This is a genomic window from Streptomyces sp. H39-C1, assembly GCF_027158125.1.
Classification (GTDB): domain Bacteria; phylum Actinomycetota; class Actinomycetes; order Streptomycetales; family Streptomycetaceae; genus Actinacidiphila; species Actinacidiphila fildesensis.
This window is the reverse complement of the sequence record NZ_JAPVLS010000019.1, coordinates 95,077-114,593: the sequence shown is the minus strand read 5'-3', so window position 1 is coordinate 114,593 and position 19,517 is coordinate 95,077. Positions and strand designations below refer to the sequence as shown.

Annotated in this window: 16 protein-coding genes; 9 read left to right on the top strand and 7 right to left on the bottom strand. The window is 69.7% G+C overall.

The genetic code is table 11. The annotated features are described in order from the left end of the window. Nucleotides 1-719: 719 nt before the first annotated feature. Complete coding sequence (locus O3W51_RS15545) at nt 720-1,532, top strand: bifunctional terpene synthase/polyprenyl synthetase family protein (RefSeq protein WP_269286220.1); 813 nt, start codon at nt 720-722, stop codon at nt 1,530-1,532. A gap of 45 nt (nt 1,533-1,577) precedes the next feature. Here the strand turns inward: O3W51_RS15545 and O3W51_RS15540 are convergent, their stop codons facing one another. The 5 genes from O3W51_RS15540 to O3W51_RS15520 are packed head-to-tail and all read right to left on the bottom strand — an operon-like array spanning nt 1,578 to nt 5,916. Then, nucleotides 1,578-3,050, bottom strand: a complete 1,473-nt coding sequence (locus O3W51_RS15540) for a cytochrome P450 (RefSeq protein WP_269286217.1) — start codon at nt 3,048-3,050, stop codon at nt 1,578-1,580. After that, on the bottom strand, nt 3,047-3,667 hold the full coding sequence (locus tag O3W51_RS15535; protein WP_269286215.1) for a GTP-binding protein: 621 nt from the start codon (nt 3,665-3,667) through the stop codon (nt 3,047-3,049). Before O3W51_RS15535 ends, O3W51_RS15540 begins: the two co-directional genes overlap by 4 nt. Continuing rightward, complete coding sequence (locus O3W51_RS15530; RefSeq protein WP_138352819.1) at nt 3,648-4,007, bottom strand: DUF742 domain-containing protein; 360 nt, start codon at nt 4,005-4,007, stop codon at nt 3,648-3,650. The genes O3W51_RS15535 and O3W51_RS15530 overlap by 20 nt, the downstream gene beginning before the upstream one ends. Then, nucleotides 4,004-4,411 (bottom strand): roadblock/LC7 domain-containing protein, encoded by a 408-nt coding sequence (locus O3W51_RS15525; protein ID WP_138352820.1) that lies wholly within the window; start codon nt 4,409-4,411, stop codon nt 4,004-4,006. Before O3W51_RS15525 ends, O3W51_RS15530 begins: the two co-directional genes overlap by 4 nt. 2 nt (nt 4,412-4,413) lie before the next feature. Then, complete coding sequence (locus tag O3W51_RS15520) at nt 4,414-5,916, bottom strand: sensor histidine kinase (RefSeq protein WP_187145119.1); 1,503 nt, start codon at nt 5,914-5,916, stop codon at nt 4,414-4,416. 767 nt (nt 5,917-6,683) lie between these two features. On the opposite strand from O3W51_RS15520, the gene O3W51_RS15510 reads away from it, so the two are divergent. From O3W51_RS15510 to O3W51_RS15500, 3 genes are all read left to right on the top strand, one after another. Then, a complete protein-coding gene (locus O3W51_RS15510) occupies nt 6,684-7,235 on the top strand; it encodes a PadR family transcriptional regulator (RefSeq protein ID WP_138352821.1) in 552 nt (183 codons plus the stop codon). Between the two features lie 22 nt (nt 7,236-7,257). Next, nucleotides 7,258-8,958, top strand: a complete 1,701-nt coding sequence (locus O3W51_RS15505) for an acyl-CoA dehydrogenase (RefSeq protein WP_138352822.1) — start codon at nt 7,258-7,260, stop codon at nt 8,956-8,958. A gap of 104 nt (nt 8,959-9,062) precedes the next feature. Further along, nucleotides 9,063-10,460 (top strand): VWA domain-containing protein, encoded by a 1,398-nt coding sequence (locus O3W51_RS15500; protein WP_138352823.1) that lies wholly within the window; start codon nt 9,063-9,065, stop codon nt 10,458-10,460. Between the two features lie 92 nt (nt 10,461-10,552). Here the strand turns inward: O3W51_RS15500 and katG are convergent, their stop codons facing one another. Continuing rightward, the gene (katG, locus tag O3W51_RS15495) at nt 10,553-12,784 is read right to left on the bottom strand and encodes a catalase/peroxidase HPI (RefSeq protein WP_138352824.1); all 2,232 of its coding nucleotides are present in this window, start codon (nt 12,782-12,784) and stop codon (nt 10,553-10,555) included. 338 nt (nt 12,785-13,122) lie between these two features. Here katG and O3W51_RS15490 point away from each other — a divergent pair, with 338 nt between their 5' ends. The 4 genes from O3W51_RS15490 to O3W51_RS15475 all read left to right on the top strand — a co-directional run bounded on the left by O3W51_RS15490 (nt 13,123) and on the right by O3W51_RS15475 (nt 17,643). Then, on the top strand, nt 13,123-13,533 hold the full coding sequence (locus tag O3W51_RS15490) for a Fur family transcriptional regulator (RefSeq protein ID WP_138352825.1): 411 nt from the start codon (nt 13,123-13,125) through the stop codon (nt 13,531-13,533). Between the two features lie 152 nt (nt 13,534-13,685). Further along, the gene (locus O3W51_RS15485) at nt 13,686-14,912 is read left to right on the top strand and encodes a cytochrome P450 (protein ID WP_269286208.1); all 1,227 of its coding nucleotides are present in this window, start codon (nt 13,686-13,688) and stop codon (nt 14,910-14,912) included. Nucleotides 14,913-15,070: 158 nt separating this feature from the next. After that, entirely contained in the window at nt 15,071-16,309 is a 1,239-nt protein-coding gene (locus O3W51_RS15480; protein WP_138352827.1) for a cytochrome P450, read from the top strand. Nucleotides 16,310-16,386: 77 nt separating this feature from the next. Then, nucleotides 16,387-17,643, top strand: a complete 1,257-nt coding sequence (locus O3W51_RS15475; RefSeq protein ID WP_269286205.1) for an MFS transporter — start codon at nt 16,387-16,389, stop codon at nt 17,641-17,643. An 80-nt stretch (nt 17,644-17,723) separates the two neighbouring features. Here O3W51_RS15475 and O3W51_RS15470 read toward each other — a convergent pair whose 3' ends face one another. Continuing rightward, nucleotides 17,724-19,025 (bottom strand): serine hydrolase domain-containing protein, encoded by a 1,302-nt coding sequence (locus tag O3W51_RS15470; protein ID WP_269286203.1) that lies wholly within the window; start codon nt 19,023-19,025, stop codon nt 17,724-17,726. Nucleotides 19,026-19,353: 328 nt separating this feature from the next. Here O3W51_RS15470 and O3W51_RS15465 point away from each other — a divergent pair, with 328 nt between their 5' ends. Then, nucleotides 19,354-19,509: an SflA family class IV lanthipeptide gene (locus O3W51_RS15465; protein ID WP_187145120.1), complete on the top strand. Its 156-nt coding sequence runs from the start codon at nt 19,354-19,356 to the stop codon at nt 19,507-19,509. Nucleotides 19,510-19,517: the final 8 nt, after the last annotated feature.

Genomic DNA, 19,517 nt, shown 5'->3' with positions numbered 1-19,517 from the left:
GCCCGGCTCATTGCGGCACCCGTGCGTGGATCATGATCACGGCGGGAAGCCGGATCAGGGCTGCTCGTCGATGATGCGGCGGATCTCCACCCGGGCGTCGGTCTCCTGCCGGCAGCGCATATCGGGCATCCGCCGGCGACCGCGGGGATGCGCGCGCCGGACGGGGTTCCGGTGATCAACTCGCCTCTGGTAGAACCTCCTTGATCACGGCTGGGACGGGGCGGCGGCTCCCGCGACGGCGGTGCTCCCGAGTCTCGACGGCATGGTTGGCTCCGGTTCTTCGATGGCATATTCCAAAGGCGAACTAAATGTCGCCTGCGCCCAGGACGGACAGCCCCGGCTGCTTCCTTCGGACGGTGCTTCGCGTCGCCCATCGATCGACGGAGGTCACAGAGGAGTCACGATCCAGACAGCCGCAACCGATCGGACGAAACGACCGTGCGCCCGCACCGGACCGGGCGCAGCCCCAGCCGAGGAGACCCCCCATGGCCACGAGAACCGCTCCTGAACTGCCGCCCTTCACCCTTGAGTGCCCCCCGATCTGGTGCCCGGTTCCGGCTCGCACGCATCCACAGGCGGACGGTATCGATGATCATCTCCTGGACTGGGTCAAACGCACCGATCTCATACGCAGTCGGCCGGCTGCCGAGCGCTTCCACTCGGCCGGCTTCGGTGAGTTCGCGGCTCGGGTGTATCCGCGAGCCACCCAGTTGCACTTGGTGGCGGAGTGGCAGGCGTTCAACTGGATCGTCGATGACCGGCTCGATGAGGGGTACCTCGAAGGCACCTACCAGGAACGCGAGGAGGTCGTCCGCGATCTGGTCGCCCAGCTGCCGCTGGATCTTCGCGCCCCTCGCGCGTCCGGTCCGCTGACGGCGGCGCTGTCCGACCTCTGGCAGCGGACGGCGTCCCAGCATTCCTGGGCGTGGCGAGAGCGGTTCGCCACTCACTACGTGGACTTCCTGGCGTTCACCCTGCTGTCGCACTCAGATCCGGAGAAGTCACAGGAATCCCCCTCCGACATGACGGCATTCATTCGGCGCCGCCGGTTGAACTCCGGGTGTGAGATGAGCTTCGACCTCATCGAAACAGCGAATGCCCGGGAGGTTCCGGCCTCCGTGGCGCGCAGTGACGCCTATCGAGCCGTCCGATTGGCTGCCAATGACGTCATCTCCTGGACCAACGACATGTTCTCCATACGCAAGGAGAACGCCCGCGGCGACCAGGACCACCTCGCGGCCGTTCTCCGACACGACACCGGTAGTACCTGGGAGGAGGCCCTCACCCACGCGTCGGACCTGGTCGAGGCGCTCACCCGGGATTTCCTCGAGGCCGCCGCTGACCTTCGCGCCATTCGCGGCGTTTACGGCCTCGACGAGGACGCCTGGACACGGGTGGATGAATCGCTGACCGACCTTGGCGAATGGATCGCCGGCAGTTTGAGCTGGCACCGGTGGTCCCCCCGCTACAGAGACGTGGAGACCACCGAAGCAGGCGCCGTTCCTACCTACGTCGAAAGGCACTTGATGTGACCGCAGTGATTCATATGCGGTCCGGCGCAGACCGCCCGGAGAAGGTCACCGACTCCGAAGCCAGCGGGTCAGCGCCCTCCACCAGGGTGTTCCCTGCTGTGGCGCGTGCTGTGGCGGCAGGGGGATCGGCGGGGCGGTGGGCGGCATCTCCGCCCTCGTCGGAGCCTGGGCCGTCGCCGGCGTCCGCTGAGCGGGCGGTGTGGTCGGCCACGGCGTCGTCGGCGTCTCCGATTGAGTGGGCCTGCGCGGGGTGAAGGTCACCGGAAGCGCGTCGAGGTTTCGGGACAGGAGGGTAGGAGTCCACGTCAACTCCTCCTCGTCGACGGCCAATGCCAGGTCGGGCAACCGGGTGAGCAGTGCGTCGATTCCCGTGTCCGCGATGGCGCGGCCGAGGTCCTGGCCCGGGCACTCGTGCGGCCCGCGACTGAATGCGAGGTGGGAACGGTTGCCGTACATCGGCACGGTCGGATCGGGGCGAACCGCGGGGTCGACGTTGCCGGCGGCGAGGCAGAGCACCAGCATGTCCCCACTCTTGATGCGCTGTCCGCCGAGTTCCGTGTCACCGGTGGCCCAGCGACCGTAGACGGCCGTGAAGGGCGGTGAGTCCCACAGCGACTGTTCCAGGGCGTCGGGAATGGTCATCTGGAGGCCGGCCAGCGACGCTCGGAACCGGCGGTCGGTGAGCACCATGCGCAGGGTGTTCACGATCAGGTTGGCCGTGGTCGAGTAGCCGGCGATGAGGACGAGGCGCAGGTGTTCCACGGCCTCGTCGTCGGTGAGCGACGCGGGATTGCCGATGAGCCAGGAGGCGAAGTCCTTGCCCGGTGTGGCGCGTTTGCGGGCTACGAGTGCCTGGAGCGTCCGCACCACGTAGTCGTTGCTCGCGATGGCCGTCTCCGAGCCCTTCATCATGTCCTGAGCGGCCTCGACCAGACGCGGGCCGTAGTCGTCGGACATACCGAGCAGCTGCGTCATGACCAGCATCGGCAGGTGCCCGGCGAACCGCGTCACCAGGTCGGCATGGCCGTCGGAGCAGAAGGTGTCGACCAGTTGGTTGGCGAAGCGGTTGACGTAGCGGCGGATTCCGCGGCCGTCGAAGCGCTCCATGCTCTGGGTGACCGCGGCTCGCAGCCGTTGGTGCTCCTCGCCGTCGACGAAGGAGCACATGGGCTGCCAGGCGACGATCGGGAGCAGCGGTGAGTCCAGCGCGACGTTGCCCTTCTGCAGCTCCAGCCACCGGCGGGAGTCACGGGAGAACCGCGAGGGAGTACGAGCGACCTCCTCGTTCTCGCGATGGCCCAGGACCAGCCAGGCGGGGACGTCGCCGTGCAGCAGAACGGGCGCGACGGAGCCGTGTTCGCTGCGCAGCTGTTCGTACAGGGCCATCGGGTCCGCGTCGGCTTCCGGCCCGTAGAGCCGTCGCCGGCCGGCAACCGCTCCCGTGGAGTGGGCCGGGCACTCGGGGGGTGGGGTGGCGAAGCTGTTGGCGCGTGTGTCGTCGGCGTGAGGGGAGGTCACGTGTGCTCCGGGGTCGCGGTGAGGGAGTGCAGGTAGCGCATGAGCGTCATCAGGACGTCCCGGCTCGACGTGCGCGCGCGGGCGTCGCAGTTGACGATCGGAACGTTGCCGGGCAGGTCCAAGGCGGACCGCAGTTCCTCCGTGGGGTAGGAAGGCGCCTCCGGGAAGGTGTTTATGGCGACCACGAAGGGAACGCCGCGCTCTTCGAGCCGCCCGATCACATCGAAACTGACTTCGAGACGTCGGGTGTCGACCATGACGACGGCTCCGAGCGCCCCGTCGAACAGGCCGTTCCACAGGAACCAGAAGCGTTGCTGGCCGGGCGTTCCGAAGAGGTACAGCACGAGTTGCTCGTTGAGGGTGATCCGGCCGAAGTCCATCGCCACGGTGGTGGCGGCCTTCTGTTCGACCCCGTGGACATCGTCCACACCGACGCCCGCCTGCGTCATCGTCTCCTCGGTCGACAGCGGTCGGATCTCACTCACCGATCCGACCAGGGTTGTCTTGCCGACCCCGAAGCCACCGACGATCACGACCTTCACCGCAGCGGCGGCAGTCGACGGCAGTATGTCCTCGCTCCGCGGCCCTGGGACCGTGTCAGAGCTTCTGAAGTCCACGCATTACCGCCTCCAAGAGTTCAACATCGGGAAGAAGGGCGGGTGGAACAGGCTTTCGTGCCTCCACCCGTTCATCGGCCAGCAGGTCGGCGAGCAGTACGGTGACCACGCTGAAGGGCAGCTCCAGATAGGCGGAGATCTCCGCGACCGAGAGCGGGGAACTGCACATGCGCACGATGGCGACATGTTCGGGCTGCATCGTCGGCTGCGGCGGCGACCGCGACACGATCAGGGTGACCAGGTCGAGGACGACGTGCTCGGACGGACCACTACGCCCTCCGGTGATGACGTAGAGCCGCTCGGGGCTTGCTTCATCCCAATCTTGGTCTGATTCGCTCATGCGCGCTGCTCGTCGTTGCGTGGCGGGCTGCTCAAGTGCTCACCGATGCGGGCCACCAGGTCACGCATCCGAAGCCCCATCAAGCCCGCGTCGACTCCCTCGTCGGCGAGCACGGCCAGATACGCCCGCTCGCCGGCGGCCATGAGGTAGAAGAAGCCACCGGTGATCTCGATGACGACCATTCGCATCCGGCCGTCACTGTGCGGGACTTCCGCGGCGACCGCGGCCGCAAGGCTCTGCAGACCCGCGCACGCCGCGGCGAGGCGCTCAGCGGTGTCCCTTTCGGTGCCGTGCTGCGCCATGCACAAGCCGTCGGACGACAGAACCACCACGTGGCGGGTCTGCGGAACGCCTTCCGCGAGGTCCTTGAGCAACCAGTCGAAGTTGGCCCGCTGCTGAATCACGGCTATTCATCCCTATCCGACGACGTCGTGTCACTGACGTGATGATCAGAACCGGTGCCCGACGTCTCGCCGGACACACCCCGTTGGAAATCCGCCAGCCACAGGCCGGGCGGCGCGGGCTGATCGGCAGGCGGCGGTGCGGACTCGGCCGGGGCGTGTCGTGCGGACGCCGCTCCCCCGGAGGTGCCCGTGCGGCGGCTGCGCCGCTGCGGCAGGCCGTTCGGCGCCCGGTCGTATTCCGGCTCCGCTTCGGTCGCCCTCACCGGGCCGGTCACCGGGGGCCGGGCCGAGGGGAGCGCCGGTCTCCGTACCGAGAGGGCGGGGACGGCGGCGGCATGCCGGCCTCCTGCTGAGGGGACTTTGGTTCCGAGCTCCGGGCGGGTGACCGGGGCAGTCGTCGTGAGGTCGGTGGGAACGATCACCACCGCGCGGACGCCGCCATAGGCGGAGGGACGCAGCGAGACCTGCAGGTTGTGCTCCTGCGCCAGGCGTCCCACCACGGCCAGGCCGAGGCGCGGCGTTTCACCCAGGTCCTTCAGGTCGATCCCGGACTGCGCCTCGCGCAGCATTCGCTCGGCGCGCTCCCGGGCCTCCTCGCTCAGGCTCACACCGCCGTCCTCGATCTCGATGGCGATGCCGGACTGCACCTCCGATGCGGTCAGAATCACCCGCGTGTTCGGTGGCGAATACCGGGTCGCGTTGTCGAGAAGCTCGGCCAACGCGTGGATGACCGGCTCCACCGCAGGACCGACGAGGGCAATCTGCGTCACCGCCTGCAGGTCCACCCGCTGATAGTCCAGGATCCGCGACATGGCCCCGCGCAGCACGTTGTACAACGGGACTGCCTTGCTCCACTGCCGGCCGGAGCGCGCTCCGCCGAGTACGGCGATGCCGTCGGCGAGGCGTCCGACCAGCGCGGTGCCGTGGTCCAGACGCATCAGATCGCCGAGGACCTCGGGGTCCTGTCCGTGCCGTTCCTGCATCTCCCGGGTGGCGTGCGCCTGTTGGTGCACAATGGCTTGAACCCGACGGGCGATATTGACGAACGCGCGTTGCGCGGACTCCCGCAGACCCTCTTCGGCATCCACGGTTTCCAGCACCCAGCGCATCACCGCGAGGTGCTCGGTCCTGACGGGCCCCGCGAGGTCCAGCGCCTCGTCGACCGTCGCACCCTTCTGCAGCCGGCCCACGGCCTCCGGCAGCAGCTCTTCGGCCAGGCGCAGCGTCTGGATCTCCTGCTCGGCCAGCCGGCGTCCGAGGCCTTCGCCGGCTGCGGCGTGGTCCCTGCGCAGCTCGGCGATGACCTTCCCGCGCCGCACCGCGACAGCCGCCAGGACGGCGACGGCCAACGTGGCCGTCACAGCGCACCAGACGACCGACACACGTGCCTCAGCCGGAACGACGCACACGGCGACGGTCCCGACCACTGCGGTGACCACCGCGGGAAGCAGCAGCGCGAGGGCGGAGGATTGCCGTTGCCCAGGTGGCGATTGATCACGAACCATCTGCAACCTCAAGGTATCGAAAGTGGGGGGATGGCCCAGCGATTACACCTCGGACCAGTCGCTGCCGGCGGCCACACACAACCGACCTGACCCATACGTGTGACCATCACTGCGACGGCAGGCAGCAGGGCGACAACGGAGAGTATTGTGATCAACTCACCGCGCCGCCAAGGAGCATATCCGCTGCCGGCATGCCCCAGGCACATCCAGTCCAACTGATACGACGTGAACTCGCCTGTGGTACAAGGCATTTACTGGTTTCTGGCATCGCACATGTGGCCACTGCCGAAGCCGCGGACCCGGCTGCCGCAGCGAGCGCGAAGCGAACCGGCCACGCGGCGGACCACATGATTCGTCCCGGATTCGGCTCGTCGCCCCAGTCAGCCTGGGCCGGGCGCCCGGAATCAGCTCGAAGCGGCGGCGCGTTCCGGCCAGTTCCCTCGGCGTGATGCCGAGATCCGTGGCGACCTTCGGGCGGGCTTCTCGAACGTAGAGCTCGACCCGCTGGTGATGACCGCTGAGCCGTACTCCGTGGCCGGCCGCTCATGGATGGCCGAAGCCTTCACAGGATCTCCGCGCGGAGCATCGGGTCGACCAGCGGTGCGAACTCGTCGAACATCCTGGCGCGGGACCGCGCAGCCGGCGGTACCGTGCAGCCGCACGGCGCCCACCACCTGCTCGGACGGCCCGGCCGCGGCGCGTGATCCGTGTCTCAACCCGGCCGGGCCTCATTGCCTATGCAACTCGTTGCATAGCAGGATACGGGTATGGCCCTAGAGCACGCGATCCTCGTCTCCCTGCTGGAGCAGCCCGGCTCCGGGTACGAGCTGGCGCGCCGCTTCGACCGTTCCATCGGCCGTTTCTGGACCGCCACCCACCAGCAGATCTACCGGGTGCTGCGGCGGATGGAGACGGACGGCTGGATCGCCGTCGAGGAGGTCGCCCAGGACGGCCGCCCGGACAAGAAGGTGTACTCCGCCGCCGCGCCGGGCCGGGCCGCCCTGGCGTCCTGGCTGCGCGAGCCCGTCGAACCGGAGACCGTCCGGCACGAGCTCGCCGTCAAGATCCGCGCCGCCGCCTTCGACGACCAGGCCGCACTGACCTCACTCATCTCCGAGGTCGAGCGGCACCGCGAGAGCCATGCCGCGCTGCTGGCCCGCTACCTCACCGGCGAGCGGCGCGACTTTCCCGACCTGACCTCGCCCTCCGCCCAGCAGGAACTGCAGCACGTGGTGCTGCGCGGCGGCATCGAGTACGAGCGGATGACCCTCGCCTGGCTGGACGACGTGCTCGCCACGCTCCACCGCATCGCCAACTGACCCTCATTCCCCTGGAGTCCACATGCTCTTCAACCCGCGTACCTACGACCCCGTACAGTTCGACGAGCGCACCCGACAGCTGCTCCGCGCCACCGTCGACTGGTTCGAGTCGCGCGGCAAGAAGGCACTCATCGACACCTACGTCGACCGCGCCTGGTACGGCGACTTCCTGGAGTTCGCGGCGAAGGAAGGGCTCTTCGCGGAGTTCCTCACCCCGTCCTCCGCGGACGACTCGAAGCGCTGGGACACCGCGCGGATCGCCGAGCTGAACGAGATCCTGGGCTTCTACGGGCTGGGCTACTGGTACACCTGGCAGGTCACCATCCTGGGCCTGGGACCGGTCTGGCAGAGCGGGAACGAGGCCGTGCGGGAGCGCGCCGCGAAGCTCCTGTCCGAGGGCCACGTCATGGCCTTCGGCCTCTCCGAGCGGACGCACGGCGCGGACATCTACTCGACCGACATGATCCTCACCCCGGACGGTGCGGGCGGCTTCACCGCGAGCGGCTCCAAGTACTACATCGGCAACGGCAACGTCGCCGGCCTGGTCTCGGTCTTCGGCCGCCGCTCGGACATCGAGGGTCCCGAGGGCTATGTCTTCTTCGCCGCCGACAGCCGGCACGAGGCGTACCACCTGGTGAAGAACGTGGTGAACTCGCAGATGTACGTCAGCGAGTTCCGCCTCGACAGCTACCCGGTGCGCGCCGAGGACGTGCTGCACACCGGCAAGGCCGCCTTCGACGCCGCGCTGAACACCGTCAACGTCGGCAAGTTCAACCTCTGCACCGCGTCCATCGGCATCTGCGAGCACGCGATGTACGAGGCCGTCACGCACGCGGACAACCGGGTGCTGTACGGCCGGAAGGTCACCGACTTCCCGCACGTGCGGCGCGAGCTGACCGACGCGTACACCCGCCTCACCGCGATGAAGCTGTTCAGCGACCGCGCCGTCGACTACTTCCGCTCCGCCTCGCCCGAGGACCGCCGCTACCTGCTCTTCAACCCGATGACCAAGATGAAGGTCACCACCGAGGGCGAGAAGGTCATCGACCTGATGTGGGACGTCATCGCGGCCAAGGGCTTCGAGACGGACACCTACTTCGACAAGGCCGCGCGCGACATCCGCGGCCTGCCGAAGCTGGAGGGCACGGTGCACGTCAACCTCGCCCTGATCCTCAAGTTCATGGCGAACTACCTGTTCGCCCCGGCCGAGTACCCCGCCGTGCCGAGCCGTCTCGACCCGGCCGACGACACCTTTTTGTTCCAGCAGGGCCCGGCCCGGGGCCTGGGCGCGATCCGCTTCCACGACTGGCGCACCGCGTACGACGCGCACGCGCACCTGCCCAACGTGGCCCGCTTCCGCGAGCAGGCGGACGGCCTCTGCACCCTGCTCCGCACCCACGCGCCGAGCGAGGAGCAGCAGCAGGACCTGGACTTCCTGCTGGAGATCGGCCAGCTGTTCGCCCTGGTCGTCTACGGCCAGCTGGTGCTGGAGCAGGCCGAGCTGACCGGCCTGGACGCCGACCTGCTGGACGAGATCTTCGACGTCCTGGTGCGCGACTTCTCCACCCACGCCACCGATCTGCACGGCAAGAGCTCCACCACCGACGAGCAGGCCGCCTGGGCGCTGGCCCACATCCGCCGCCCGGTCTCGGACGCCGGCCGCGCGGCCCGGGTCTGGACCCAGGTCGAGGCACTGTCCGGCGCGTACGAGATGCAGCCGTAGGACCGATCGGTCGAGGGGGTGCCGCCGGTGCGGCGCCCCCTCTGCTACGCCGGGAGCCGACGGGCTCCGGTGAATTTTTCCGCCGGTGCGGCAGACTGGCCGTCGTGACCTCGACACCTTCGCTCGGTAAGGGCGCCAATGTCCCCGTTGCTGCCACCGCCGTCCGGGCCGTGCTGACCTGGGGCGCGGGCCCGGGCGTGCCGGACGTCGACGCTTCCGCGCTGCTGCTCACGGAGGCGGGGCGGGTGCGTTCCGACGCCGACTTCGTCTTCTACAACCAGCCGGAACACCCCAGGGGCGCGGTGCGCCATGTGGGCTCGGCGGCGTCCGGCGAGGACGTGATCGACGTGGACCTGGGCCGGATCGAGCCCGCCATCGACCGCGTCCTGCTGGGCGCGTCCGCCGACGGTGGCACGTTCGGCCAGGTCCCGGCGCTGCGACTGCGGCTCCTCGACCTGGCGACCAACGCCGAGCTGGCGCGCTTCGACATGACGGCCACCACCGAGACCGCCTTCCTGGGCGGAGAGCTGTACCGGCGCGGGGACGGCTGGAAGTTCCGCGCGGTGGGACAGGGGTACGCGTCGGGGCTCGCGGGCCTCGCGCAGGACTTCGGGATCAGCGTGGACGAGGAGCCGCCGGCCGCGGCCGCGGCCGCGACGCCGACACCCGTGCCCGTAGTACCGCCGCCGCCACCGCCGTCGCCGGCGGGGCCCGCCGCCCCGGCCATGCCCGCCCGGCTCACCAAGGGCGAGGAGAACCTGCCCGTCGACATGCGCAAGCGGCTCTCGCTGCGCAAGCAGCAGGTCGCCGTCAGCCTGCGCAAGCACGGTGCGGAAGGCGTGGTCGCCCGGGTGATCCTGGTCCTCGACGCCTCGGGATCGATGGCCGGCCTCTACTCGCGCGGCACCGTCCACAGCGTGGTCGAGCGGATGGCCGCGGTCGCCGCACAGGTCGACGACGACGGCGAGATGCAGGCCTGGACGTTCGCCTCGCACCCGGCCCGGCTGCCCGACCTGACCGTCGGCGATCTGCCCGACTGGCTCGAACTCCATGTACGGGTGGGCCAGATCAGCCTGTTCGGCCGCAAGAAGCCGCCGAAGGGACAGCGCCCGGGACAAGTCGACATGCGCGTAGTCGGCATCCAGAACGAGGAGCAGAAGGTCATCGCCGAGGTCCGCCGATTCGTGCGCGACAACCCGGCGCAGGCGCCGACCCTGGTGCTGTTCTTCTCCGACGGCGGGGTGTACCGCAACGCCGAGATCGAGCAGGAGCTGCGCGCGGCCGTGGAGGAGCCGGTGTTCTGGCAGTTCGTCGGTCTCGGCCGGGCCAACTTCGGGGTGCTGGAGAAGTTCGACAACATGCCCGGCCGGCGGGTCGACAACGTCGGCTTCTTCGCCGTGGACGACATCGACAAGGTCTCGGACGAGGAGCTGTACGACCGTCTGCTGCAGGAGTTCCCGTCCTGGCTGAAGGCGGCCCGCTCCGCCGGGATCCTTCGCTAGCCCCGAAGGTTCCGGCAGAACGGAAACGTCCGGGCCGGCCCCTGCGGGCCGACCCGGACGCGGTGATCACCGGCTGTGATCAGTCCTCGTGATCAGACGAGGTCGAACCGGTCGAGGTTCATGACCTTGTGCCACGCCGCGACGAAGTCCGTCACGAACTTCTCCTTGGCGTCATCGCTGGCGTAGACCTCCGCGAGCGCGCGCAGCTCGGAGTTCGACCCGAAGACGAGGTCGGCCCGGCTGCCGGTCCACTTGACCTCGCCCGTGGCGGCGTCGCGGCCCTCGAACGTGTTCGCGTCCTCGGACGTCGGCTGCCACGTCGTGCCCAGGTCGAGCAGGTTGACGAAGAAGTCGTTCGTCAGGGTCCCCGGGGTCGTGGTGAGGACACCGAGCGCCGACTGCTGGTGGTTCGCGCCCAGGACGCGGAGACCACCGACGAGGGCCGTCATCTCGGGGGCGCTCAGGGTCAGCAGGTTCGCCCGGTCGATCAGCAGGTACTCGGCCGGCAGCCGGTTGCCCTTCCCGAGGTAGTTGCGGAACCCGTCGGCGGCCGGCTCGAGCGCGGCGAACGACTCCACGTCCGTCTGCTCCTGCGACGCGTCGGCGCGGCCCGGCGTGAACGGGACCTCGACGTCGAAGCCCGCGTCCTTGGCGGCCTTCTCCACGGCGGCACCGCCCGCGAGCACGATCAGGTCGGCGAACGAGATCGCCTTGCCGCCGGTCAGGGTGGCGTTGAACGCCTGCTGGACGCCTTCGAGCGTGCGCAGCACCTGCGCCAGCTCGTCGGGTTCGTTGACCTCCCAGCCGCTCTGCGGCTGGAGACGGACGCGCGCACCGTTGGCGCCGCCGCGCTTGTCACTGCCGCGGAAGGAGGAGGCCGACGCCCAGGCGGCGGACACGAGCTGGGCCACCGACAGGCCCGAGGCGAGGATCTGCCCCTTGAGGGACGCGACGTCCCCGGCGTCGACGAGCTCGTGCGTCACCGCGGGAAGCGGGTCCTGCCACAGCAGCGTCTCGGTCGGGACCTCCGGGCCGAGGTAGCGCACGACCGGGCCCATGTCGCGGTGGGTCAGCTTGAACCACGCGCGGGCGAAGGCGTCCGCGAGCTGGTCGGGGTTCTCCAGGAAGCGCCGCGAGATCTGCTCGTAGGCCGGGTCGAACCGGAGCGCGAGGTCGGTCGTCAGCATCGTCGGAGCGTGGCTCTTCGACGCGTCGTGGGCGTCCGGTACGGTGCCCGCACCCGCGCCGTTCTTCGGCCGCCACTGGTGCGCACCGGCGGGGCTCTTGAACAGCTCCCACTCGTTGCCGAACAGGATCTCGAAGAAGCTGTTGTCCCACGCGATCGGGGTGTTCGTCCAGATACCCTCGAGACCGCTGGTGATCGCGTCGCCGCCCTTGCCGGTGCGGTAGGAGCTCTTCCAGCCGAGGCCCTGCTGCTCGAGCGGGGCGGCCTCGGGATCGTCGCCGACGCTGTCCGCCGGGCCCGCGCCGTGCGTCTTGCCGAAGGTGTGACCGCCCGCGATCAGGGCGACCGTCTCCTCGTCGTTCATCGCCATCCGCAGGAACGTCTCACGGATGTCGCGTGCCGCGGCGAGCGGGTCCGGGTTGCCGTTGGGGCCTTCCGGGTTGACGTAGATGAGGCCCATCTGGACCGCGCCGAGGGGGTTCTCCAGCTCACGGTCGCCGGTGTAGCGCTCGTCGTCGAGCCAGGTGGTCTCAGGACCCCAGTAGACGTCCTCGTCGGGCTCCCAGACGTCCGCACGACCGCCGCCGAAGCCGAAGGTCTCGAAGCCCATCGTCTCCAGGGCGACGTTGCCGGTGAGGATCATGAGGTCGGCCCACGAGATGCTCTGGCCGTACTTCTTCTTGACCGGCCACAGCAGGCGGCGGGCCTTGTCGAGGCTCACGTTGTCCGGCCAGCTGTTGAGGGGGGCGAACCGCTGCTGACCGGCCCCGGCGCCGCCGCGGCCGTCGCTGATCCGGTAGGTACCCGCGCTGTGCCACGCCATACGGATCATGAGCGGGCCGTAGTGGCCGAAGTCGGCGGGCCACCAGTCCTGCGAGGTCGTCAGCACCTCCGCGATGTCCCGCTTCACGGCCGGCAGGTCGAGGGCCTTGAACGCCTCGGCGTAGTCGAACTCCTCGCCGAGGGGGTTGGCCACGGCGGGGTTCTTGGCGAGGATCTTCAGGTTGAGCCGCTCCGGCCACCACTGGCGGTTTCCGCCGCCCTGCGTCGGGTGCGCGGCGCGCCCGTGCGCGACCGGGCAGCCACCCCCGCCCTCCGCCTTCGCGTCTGTGACGATCGCGTCGTTGTTCTCAGTCATGGGAATCCTTCCGGACCTGGGAGATCACGGTGCTCTGTAACTGCGGGCGGGGGGAACGGCCGGGGCGCGGGCCCCGGGACCGTCCGGGACGGTCCCGGGCAGCGCGACGTGGGCGGCCGTCACCCGCAGGCCGGCACCGCGCAGCTCCTCGGCGGTGGTCCCGTACGTCTCTGTCTCCTGCCGTACTGGAGGCTTCCTGTCTCTTGGCTATTGCCGGAACCGATCCTACGATGGACAGATTCCAAGTCAAGAAGCGCGCCAGGCCCACATCCAATCGGAACCCGGACATCCATCGGTAAACTTCGGGCATCCCACCGAACCTGAATAGGTGAACCGATATGAGTGACCTGCTGGAACGACTGCGTGGCCGTGGCTGGCGGATGACCTCCCAGCGACGTGTCGTTGCGGAGGTCCTCGACGGCGACCACGTGCATCTCACGGCCGACGAGGTGCACGCCCGCGCGGCGCAGCGGCTGCCCGAGATCTCCCGGGCGACCGTCTACAACACCCTGGGCGAGATGGTGTCCCTCGGCGAGGTCATAGAGGTCGCCACCGACGGCCGCGCCAAGCGCTACGACCCCAATGCCCACCACCCGCACCAGCACCTGGTGTGCTCCACCTGCGGCACCATCCGCGACGTCCACCCCACCGGCGATCCGCTGGCCGACCTCCCGGCGGAGGAGCGCTTCGGCTTCGCCGTGTCCCAGGTCGAGGTCACCTACCGCGGACTGTGCCCCTCCTGCGTCTAGGCGCCGCTTGACCGGACCGCACCGACGGATCGCACCGACTGGGCCGGATCAGGTCGTGACAGGGCGCCGGCGGCGGAGCACGCTGTCTCACGGCGGTCCGGTATCAGGGGGCGCGGGATCCACCGCGGCCGGACGCAGGCCCAGACTTTCCCGTGGCCTCCCGTCCGGTCGAGGAGGATGCCCTGGCGTCGGCGGCCGGCGGCGGAACGAACGGTCGAGCGGCGGGGCCCCGCCATGACGCGGCCGCCTACCACCGAGACCCCTTGGCGTTCCTGGAGACGGAGTTCGACGCCACCCACGACGTGTGGCGCTCCGCGTCGGGCCGGCTGTGCGTGGCCGATCCGGAGGCCGCACGCGCGGTGATGGGCAACCGCCGGGGCCTGTTCGTCGAGACGTCCGATTTCTTCCACACCCGCGACGGCGTCTTCGGCCCCAGATCCGCGCAGATCGAGATCGGCCGGGCGGCCCGCGCGCTGGTGCGCGGCCGGCTCGACGCCCGCCGGGACCGGCTGCCGCTCCTGGTCGAAGAGCGGCTCGCACCCTCCGCCGACTGGCCGGACGCGGGAAATCTCCTGGTCCGCGAACACCTGCGGGACGTCCTGCTGTGCCCGGAAGCACCCGCGGAGCTGCACGAAACCGTCGACGGCATCATCACCCGCGCGGTGCTGTCCGGCGCGCCGCTGCGCCATTCCGCGCTGTCGCGGCTCGCGTTCCGCCGCCGGGCCATGCGCGTCCTGACCCGGGAGATCCGGGCCCGCCGGAGCGCGGGCCCTCACGACCGTCCGCCGCGCGACCTGCTCGACGTGACCATCACCGGAGCAGGACCGCCGGCGGATCCTGGCCAACTCGCCGAGGTCTATCTGTCGTTCCTGTTCGCCACGGTCGGCTCGATCGGCTTCGCCCTCGGCTGGGCGGTCCTCCTCGTCGGCACCCACCCCGGCACCGACGGCGACGAGCCGGAGTGGATCGTCAGGGAGGCGATGCGGCTCCGGCCGGTCGCGTGGCTGTTCGCCCGTACTCCGAGCCGTGTGCACGAGCTGGCCGGAGTCACGGTCGGCCCGCGGGACGACGTGGACGTGTGCTCCTACCTCGTGCACCGCCACCCGCGGCACTGGGACCGCCCCGACGAGTTCGCGCCACGTCGCTGGGCGCAGTCCCTCGTCGATCCGGCCTTCATGCCGTTCGGGTTCGGGCCGCACACCTGTGCCGGCGCGACCGTGACGATGACGCTGCTGGAAGACCTGATCCGCATCATCACCCACGACTGGCGGCTATCGGTCACAGCCGGCGGCGACAGGCCCCGTCCGGGCCCCGCGCTGGCTCCTCCGCGTTTCACCGCGGAACTGCACGCCCGCGTCGATCCCCCCGGGAGGAGGTGAACACGATGAGGAAGCTCTACCGCTCGGCGATGTCGGCACTCAACATCCGGGCCGGCTACTCCACGAACATCCACTGGTACCTCTACCACCACATCTGATCGGCAGAGCTGCGGGGAGCCGCCGACGGCGGCTCCCCGCACGCCGCGAGAGGCGAGGCGATGACCACTCCGCACCATCCCACCGACTTCCTGCACGATCTGCGCCAGCGCAGCGCGGCCGAAGGCGGCCTCTTCTGGATGGACGACGACCTGCTCGCCGTCTTCGAGCCGAACGCGGCACGCCAGGTGAGCGGTGCGAACTGGCACCACCTCGTCATGCCGGACCGCCTCGTCGACCTGATCAGGCGGCGCCGCAGCCCGCAGGTGCGGTGGACCCGGGTACGCGGCGCGTGGCTCGCCCAGCTGCACAAGCTCACCACCGGCGAGCACAACGCCGACATGATCACGCGGATGGAACGGATCATCGACGCGCGGCTCGGCGACGACGTGGACCTCGTCCTGCTCGCGCAGGAAGTGGCCGTTCAGTCCATGCTGCCGGTCGCCCTGTCGGGCCTCACCCCTCGCGAGGCCGGCCACATCAGCCAGGACCTCGACCAGAAACTGCTCCGCCTGATCGCCCGCCAACCGGGCACCGGGCCATGGCATCACCTGCGTTTCGCCGCGGTACAGGTCCGGGCCGGCGTCGTCGTACGGCGGGTGCTGCGTGAGCGGGCCGCCGGCCGCCGCCCCCGTGAGCTGGACCTCGCCGATCCGATCGTCGACCTGCTTCCGGAGCTCGGCATGGACCGCGCGCTGGACGTGGTCACCGCCGTGCTCACCGCGATCGGCGGTCCGCCCGGTGCCGCGGCGGCGAGCGTGCTGTACGAGCTGGCCAGGAACCCGGAGTGGGCGCGGCGGCTGACCACCGAGCTGCGGGCCGTGGACCCGGCCGGGTTCTGTGCCGCACCGACGAAGGCGGCGCCGGTCACCCACCGGTTCGTCAAGGAGGTGCTGCGGATGTGGAGCCCGCCGCTGCTCCTCATGCGGCGCTCCCGGTTCTCGTTCGACCTCGGTACCACCCGGCTGGAGAAGGACCAGGGCTACCTGCTGAGCCCGCACATGATCCACCGCGACCCCCGGTGCTGGCAGCAGGCCGACACGTTCGACCCGGACCGCTTCCTGCCCGGCGCGCCGCACGGACCGGTCGACAAGAACCACTACGTACCCTTCGGCTGGGCGCCGAAGAACTGCGTCGGCGCCGACATCGGCATGATCCAGCTGATGACGCTCTGCTATCTGATGTGCACCCGCTACCGCCTCACCGTGCAGGACCCCGCATCGATCACCATGGCGTACCGCTTCGCGCCGGTGCCGCAGGGGTTCCGCGGCCACCTCGCGGCCGAACGATCGGTGGTTTGACCCGCCGGTGCCCGGACCGCTTGGATCGCAGTGGCCAACGCGAGGTGGTTCGGGCGACACGGCAAGGGGCGGGCTGGATGCTGGGCAGGAGATCACTGGGGCGGCAGTTCGAGTGGCTCTGGGCGTCGTTCGCGGTCAGCACGTTCGGCAGCTGGATCGCGCTCGACGCGTTCCCGTTGATCGCGATCCTCGCGCTGCACGCAGGACCGGCCGCGGTGTCGGGGCTCGCGGCGGCGGGACTGGCGGTGGGGGCGGCGGTCGCGGTGCCGCTCGGCCCCTGGGTGGAGTTCCGCCGCAAGCGGCCGGTGATGATGGCGATGGACCTGACCCGGTTCGCCGCGCTGCTGACCGTCCCGGCCGCGTACGCGCTCGGGCGGCTCACCTTCGTCCAGCTGCTGGTCGTGTCGGTCGTCGTCGCCGCGGCCAACATCACCTTCCGATCGGCTGCCGGCGCCTGCTTGAAGGCACTCGTGCGGCCGGAGGACCTGCTCGTCGCGAACGGGCGGTTCGAATCCACGACCTGGACCGCCACCGCGCTCGGACCGCCGCTCGGCGGGGCGGCGATCGGGCTGTTCGGCCCGGTGACGACCGTGGTGGCCGACGCGGTCAGCTACTTGCTCTCGGCAGCCGGGATCCGCGCGATCGGCGGCAAGGAGCCGCGCCCCGAGCGAACCGCCGCACCCCGCTTCCGGGCCGGCGACCTGCTCGAAGGGTGGCGGTACATCCTGAGCCACCCGGCGCTGCGCCCCTTGTTCTTCAACACGATCCTGGTCAGCGGCCTGATCATGGCGACCTCGCCGGTGCTCGCCGTCCTGATGCTGAGTCACCTCGGCTTCGCACCGTGGCAGTACGGTCTCGCGTTCGGAGCACCGTGCGTCGGCGGTCTCATCGGCTCACGGCTGGCCCGTCCGCTCGTCGCGCGGTTCGGACAGCACAAGGTCATGCTCACCGCCGGGACGCTGCGCGCCTGCTGGCTGCCCGGGCTGTTCTTCATCCGCCCAGGCGTCGCCGGGCTCGTACTCGTCATCGCCGTCGAACTCGGGTTGATCACCTGCATGGGCGTGTTCAACCCGGTGTTCGCCACCTACCGCCTCGAACAGACCCCGACGGACCGCGTCGCCCGCACCCTGTCCGCCTGGTCGGTCTCCAGCAACGCCACCATCGCCGCGCTGACCGCCCTGTGGGGTCTGCTCGCCGGCGTCACCAGCCCGCGCACCGCGATCGTGATCGCCGGACTCCTCATGCTGGCGACGCCGTTCCTGCTCCCGCGCCGTGACCGGACGCCGCACGAGGATGACGCCGCGGTCGGCAGCCGGGCCGTGACGGGCGTCTGATCCGGCCCTGCCGCGTCGGGTGCTCCCGGCCGGTGGCCGCGCGCCCTCGCCGGGTCGCACGGCCACCGGCCGGAACGTACTCAGTGCCGGGCGACGTTCGGCGCGATGTCCTCGTAGAACGGCGCCTTCGGGGTGGCGGCCGCCGACCGCTTCGAGGACGGGCCCTGGGTGGCCGGAGTCTTCGGGGCGGGGGCCTTGCCGCAGAAGGCCGCTTCGAGGGTGTTGCCGAGGATGGTGTTGACGTTGCCGTTGTTGGAGGTGTTGGCCATCGAGCTGACGCTGCGGCGGCCGTCACGGGTCGTGAAGGCGTAGGAGTAGAAGCCCTGCACGGTGCCGGTGTGACCGTAGACCGAGATCCCGCAGGACAGGTCGCGCTGACGCAGGCCGAGTCCGTAGAAACGGGTTCCGGTGTCGTCGCTGGGCGTCATCTTGAGCATCTCGGTGAGCATGCCCGAGCTCAGCAGCCGGCCGCCCAGCAGGGACGAGAAGAAGCGGTTGAGGTCCCGCGGGTTCGAGACCATGGCACCGGCCGACTGGGCCCAGGAGACCGTCTGGTCGGTGGAGTCGACCAGCGGCGCGCCCGCCTCGTCGGGGGCCAGATAGCCCTTGATGTGGCGGCCGGGGATGGTGGCGCTCGGGTGCACGTAGAAGGTGTTGTTCAGCTGCAGCGGAGTGATGATGCGCCGCTGGTACTCGGCGCCCACCGGGTTGCCGGTGACCTTCTCGATCAGTGCGCCGACGACCACGAAGTTGGTGTTGGAGTACTGGTAGGCGGCGCCCGGCTTGGCCGTCCTCGGGTGGGCGAGCGAGAGATTCACCAGCTCCTGGTACGTGAACACCTTGTTCCGGACCGCCTCGAATCCGGGAACCGTGTTGGCGAACATGTCGTTCGTGTAGTCCCACAGACCACTGCGGTGGGTCAGCAGATGCCGCACCGTGATCGTCGAGTCGGGCAGCAGACCCGGCAGGTACTGGTTGACCGGCGCGTCCAGCGCGATCTTGCCCTCCTGGACGAGCTGCAGCAGCACCACCGTCGAGAAGGACTTGGTGATGCTGCCGATGCGGAAGCGCGCATCGGTGTTCATGGCCTGCCCGTTGGCGCGGTCGGCCACCCCGGCGGTCTCCCGGTAGACGGTGTTCCCGCTGTCGATACGGGTCATCACGCCCGGCGCGCCGCCGGCCATCACCTGCGCGAAGACCTTGTGCAGGGCATCGAGATCCGGCTTCGGCAGCGCGTCGTCCTGCCGAGCGGTGATGCCCACTTCGGTCCCCGCCGTGGTCCGGGCTTCGGACGGGGCAGCGAGGGCCGGGACCGAGGCGACGGCGAGAGCCAGCACCGAAGCGCTCATCGCCGCGCGCCTACCGAACTTGCCTTGCACCATGACGCTCCTTGTTCCTGACTCGGCTGATCCGGTGATCATCGCAGCTGCGGATTCTGTTCCCGCGTATGCCGCGCTCCTTCTCGCCGTCGAAGAGAGACCGGCGCGGCGTTTGGTTCCACTGCGGATGATCTTGTTCGGATTTCCGGCCCGCAAGTCGGCTGGTTTACGACGTTCCTCCTTCGCGGGCGTCCAGGAGACTGTGACGGTCCGACAGCCCGCTACTCGCCGCTCTGGCTGCGCGCTCTCCGGCGCGGCGGGACGGCGTGGACCGCCGTGAGGACGCTCGGTTCGTGAAATGGAATGCCCGCTCTTTCGCGAAAGGATCGATATGAGCCCTGTGGAACTGGACATCCGTGACGCCGGTCCGCTGGATGTGGAAGCGGAGGGGATCACGTTCGAGGACGAGCTGGATCCCGGCCGCGGTGCCGAAGCGTGCTTGGCTGATCCCTGGGTCACCGCGACCACGCGGTTCGCATGTGACTAGCCCGGCCG

Excerpts from the sequence above, each read along its gene's own strand:
- O3W51_RS15530 (WP_138352819.1), bottom strand. The coding sequence starts at position 4,007 with ATGAGCGAATCAGACCAAGATTGGGATGAAGCAAGCCCCGAGCGGCTC.
- O3W51_RS15520 (WP_187145119.1), bottom strand. The coding sequence starts at position 5,916 with ATGGTTCGTGATCAATCGCCACCTGGGCAACGGCAATCCTCCGCCCTC.
- O3W51_RS15510 (WP_138352821.1), top strand. The coding sequence starts at position 6,684 with ATGGCCCTAGAGCACGCGATCCTCGTCTCCCTGCTGGAGCAGCCCGGC.
- O3W51_RS15505 (WP_138352822.1), top strand. The coding sequence starts at position 7,258 with ATGCTCTTCAACCCGCGTACCTACGACCCCGTACAGTTCGACGAGCGC.
- katG (WP_138352824.1), bottom strand. The coding sequence starts at position 12,784 with ATGACTGAGAACAACGACGCGATCGTCACAGACGCGAAGGCGGAGGGC.
- O3W51_RS15490 (WP_138352825.1), top strand. The coding sequence starts at position 13,123 with ATGAGTGACCTGCTGGAACGACTGCGTGGCCGTGGCTGGCGGATGACC.
- O3W51_RS15480 (WP_138352827.1), top strand. The coding sequence starts at position 15,071 with ATGACCACTCCGCACCATCCCACCGACTTCCTGCACGATCTGCGCCAG.
- O3W51_RS15475 (WP_269286205.1), top strand. The coding sequence starts at position 16,387 with ATGCTGGGCAGGAGATCACTGGGGCGGCAGTTCGAGTGGCTCTGGGCG.
- O3W51_RS15470 (WP_269286203.1), bottom strand. The coding sequence starts at position 19,025 with ATGGTGCAAGGCAAGTTCGGTAGGCGCGCGGCGATGAGCGCTTCGGTG.
- O3W51_RS15465 (WP_187145120.1), top strand. The coding sequence starts at position 19,354 with ATGAGCCCTGTGGAACTGGACATCCGTGACGCCGGTCCGCTGGATGTG.